Source organism: Methanosaeta sp. UBA356 (assembly GCF_002496465.1).
GTDB classification, from domain to species: Archaea; Halobacteriota; Methanosarcinia; order Methanotrichales; family Methanotrichaceae; genus Methanothrix; species Methanothrix soehngenii.
The window spans coordinates 1-3,728 of sequence record NZ_DAKC01000070.1 but is presented as its reverse complement, the minus strand read 5'-3'; the positions used below and the strand labels follow the sequence as shown (position 1 = coordinate 3,728).

Annotated in this window: 4 protein-coding genes; 2 read left to right on the top strand and 2 right to left on the bottom strand. The window is 54.9% G+C overall.

What is annotated here, in order from left to right:
* Together BP727_RS06340 and BP727_RS06335 are read left to right on the top strand one after the other, a co-directional pair.
* Positions 1-465, top strand: a 465-nt coding sequence (locus BP727_RS06340) for an RNA-guided endonuclease InsQ/TnpB family protein (RefSeq protein WP_286857926.1), incomplete at its 5' end; no start/stop codon positions are given.
* A gap of 111 nt (positions 466-576) precedes the next feature.
* A complete protein-coding gene (locus tag BP727_RS06335) occupies positions 577-1,581 on the top strand; it encodes a calcium/sodium antiporter (protein ID WP_286857924.1) in 1,005 nt (334 codons plus the stop codon).
* Between the two features lie 41 nt (positions 1,582-1,622).
* Here BP727_RS06335 and BP727_RS06330 read toward each other — a convergent pair whose 3' ends face one another.
* Positions 1,623-3,134 (bottom strand): potassium/proton antiporter, encoded by a 1,512-nt coding sequence (locus tag BP727_RS06330; RefSeq protein ID WP_286857922.1) that lies wholly within the window; start codon positions 3,132-3,134, stop codon positions 1,623-1,625.
* 81 nt (positions 3,135-3,215) lie between these two features.
* On the bottom strand, positions 3,216-3,728 hold a 513-nt coding region (locus BP727_RS06325; protein ID WP_286857921.1), incomplete at its 5' end, for a TrkA C-terminal domain-containing protein.

The following is a 3,728-nucleotide window of genomic DNA, read 5'->3' as shown; positions in this document are numbered from 1 at the left end:
TCAAAAGCACCGAAAGGCACTCCAGAGAGAAAAAAAGCTCTTCGGATGGTTGAGCGGGTCCATGAAAGGATCGCTAACAAGCGATACGATTTTGCCCATAAGGTTAGTCGATATCTGGTTAACAGGTTCGGCTTGATTGCCTTTGAAGATCTTAGTATTCAAAATATGCTCAAAAACCATTGCCTAGCAAAATCCATCTCAGACGTGGCTTGGAATATGCTTGTGACTCTGACCTCGTACAAGGCTGTAAGTGCCGGTTCGATGGTAGTACTGGTAGATCCAAGAAATACGTCTAAGATGTGTTCCAGGTGTGGCATTCTGGTTGAAAAGACGCTTTCTGATCGCGTCCATAGCTGCCCTCAGTGCGGGCTATCCTTGGATCGGGATTGGAATGCGGCAATCAATATACTCAGATTGGGACTACAATCTGTCGGAATAAAAACCGTAGAAGCCTGCCCCTTTTAAGGGGTGGGAGTAGTCACTACCCTTCTAGACACATTTCAGCTACCTGGACTATAAGAGCAGCAGACAGTCTGCTAACAGAGATCTGTCAGGAGAGGTGGGAGGCAGCTATCCATGAACGAGGTGATGATATTTTTCGCAGGCCTTCTCGCTCTCATCGTGGGGGCGGAGCTGATAGTGCGAGGAGCATCGCGCCTGGCAGCATTGCTGGGGATAAATCCTCTGCTGATCGGCCTCACCATCGTCTCCATCGGCACCAGCATGCCCGAGCTGGCTGTGGGAATCGCCGCCGGGCTGCAGGGGAGCGGTCCCCTGGCAGTGGCCAACATAGCCGGCACCAATCTGGTCAACATCCTCTTCATCCTTGGCCTGAGCGCATTGATTCGGCCCCTGGCCCTCCATCTGCAGGTCCTCAGTCTCGACCTGCCAATGATGATCGTCGCCGCCGCCGCTCTGGCCGGCCTGGCCTCAGATGGCGTCCTGACCCCTCTGGAAGGAGTCCTGATGGTCGGCGCCTCCGCAATATACACCCTGGCCGTCGTCCGCAGCAGCCGAGCGGAGTCGGACTATGTGAAAGGGGAGTTCGAGGACATGTGCGGCGATGGCTTCATGGAAAGTTGTGGCCCGAAGGCTCTGCCGCCAGAGAGAAAAGAGCTGCTGGCAAAAGCGAAGTATGTCGCCATGCTCATCGCGGGAATGGCCATAACGGCAATTGGAGCCGACTGGCTGGTGGATGGGGCAACGGGCCTCGCCCGAATGATCGATATCCCCGAGGCGATAATTGGCCTTTCCATCGTCGCCATCGGCACATCGGCTCCGGAGCTGGTCACCACAATTGTCGCCACCCTCAGAGATGAGAGGGACGTTGCCATCGGCAACCTCCTGGGAAGCAGCATCTACAACATTCTCCTTATCCTGGGCCTCACCGCTCTGGTCACCCCCACTGGCCTGATGGTTACCCGCCAGCTTCAGCTCTTCGACATCCCTCTGATGACTCTGGTTGCCCTGGCCTGCGTCCCTGTATTTCTCACCGGCAGACGCATCTCCCGATTGGAGGGGGGCCTGGGCGTGGCCGCCTATCTGATCTATCTCATCTGGCTGGTCCTGTTCCGGGCCTGACACCTTCTCCCTCTTGGAGCGATCTTCGAGATCCGAAAAGCCTATTCATCCGGTTGGACGACGTACTGCTCAGGCTGATTATCGTCGCTTGCAATTTCTTTTTTCTCCACCAAAGAGCGGAGGAGGTCGAGGGAAGGTCCGCTGGACTGGACGGAGAGGCGATCTCCCCCCTTCAATACAGTGCTCCCGCCGGGACGGATGGGGTGGCCCTCTCTTCTCAAGACAGCGATCCAGGTGTCATCGGGCAGGTTCAGATCTGCGATCTGCTTTCCATCGGCAGCGCTGCCAGAAAGGACCTTGAGCTTAACCAGCGGCTCCCACTCCTCTCTTCCAGGCACCGCCTCAGGCGGCTCAGGAAGAGATACCAGGGGGGCATCCACACCCAGCCGGCGGGCGAAGAAAGGTATGGACGACCCCTGCATCAGGACGCTGGTCAAGACCACGAAGAAGACCACATTGAATATCATATCCGCCTTCTGAACCCCGGATATGAGGGGGAAAATGGCCAGGATGATGGGGACTGAACCCCGCAGGCCCACCCAGGAGACCATCACCCTCTCCTTGAGGGGCATATTCCGGAAGGGCAACAGGCATATGAGAACTGCCATTGGCCTGGCCAGGAACATCAGCACAAAGCAGATGAATAGACTTATGCTGGCCACTGGAAGGAGTCGCGAGGGGAAAACCAGCAGACCCAATGTTAAGAACATCACAATCTGCATCAGCCATGCCATACTGTCATGATCGTCTATCAGGCTGCGTTTATGGATAAAGGAGTGGTTGCCCAGGCTCAATCCGGCGATGTAGACTGCCAGAAAACCGTTCCCTCCGAGAGCGGCAGTTAAGGCATATGTCAGCAGGACCAGCGATATGGTCAATAGGGGGTAGAGGCCCCGATAATCGAGGCGAATGCGATTGACGATGACTGCCATTCCCCTGCCCATCATATAGCCGAATACCGCTCCCAGGGCCATCTGCTGGGCAAACATGGAGATCAGAGTGGTGGGAGAGGCAATCGCCCCGGTGATCAATGCAATCAGACTGGTGGTGAGGAAGATGGCCATGGGATCGTTGCTGCCTGACTCCAGCTCCAAGAGAGGCCTTAGATCTCCTTTCAGGCTGATCTGCTTAGAGCGGAGAATGGAGAATACCGCAGCAGCATCGGTAGAGGAGATGATTGCCGCCAGGAGCATCGCCTCCAGGAGGCTGAAGTCGAGCACATAGTAGGCCGCATAGCCAACGATTATGGCGGTGAGCATGACCCCAATAGTAGAGAGGATCACCCCCCTCCATAGAACGGGCTTGATCTCCTTCCATTTGGTGTCCAGGCCGCCGGAGAAGAGGATGAATATTAAGGCCACCGTACCCAGGTACTGGGCCAGCCAGGGGTTGTTGAACTCTATTCCCCCCGGCCCGTCTGAGCCGGCCAGCATGCCGATCAGCAGGAATAAAACCAGGGTCGGCACACCCAGCTGGGTGGACGCTTTGCTGGATACTACGCTAAGGAGAAGCATTACAGCTACGCCCAGCAGAAGGTATTCCAGCGGTATCATAACAGTATCTTTTACATCCTTACATCAATATTAGCCTTCTTGATCGTGACCTATCATATTGTCAGGGCGGCGGGCCTACGATTACGAGGCCGTATTTTGAGAGCCATCAGCCCTGCCGAAGAGATAGCCGACCGATGCTAGCTGGGCCTCGGAACCCAGGATGATGGCCAAATCATCCGGCTGAAGAACGAAGCTCTCATCAGGATGGTTGATCACCTGAGATTCCCTATTTACCGCCAGCAAGGATATGCCTATCTCTCTCAATCCGATCTCCTTCAGGGACCTTCCTGCCGCAGGCGAGCCGGCCGGGACCTTGATGGTGATGAATTCATTCTGAATCATGTTGAGGTCAGTGGTGCAGTAGGGCTCTTTGGAGATGCTGCGAAACATCTCATACCCATCTGCCCGGATACGATTTATGAAAGAGTCTATCCTCTCCCTTGGCACTTCATACTTCTCCAAAACCCGGCAAAATATCTCCACACTGGTCTCATACTCCTCAGGAATAACCTCATTTGCCCCCAAATTATATAGAGCGCTCATCTCATTGATGTATCTGGTCCTGTCAATTATATGAGGGTTTCGATTTAGCAC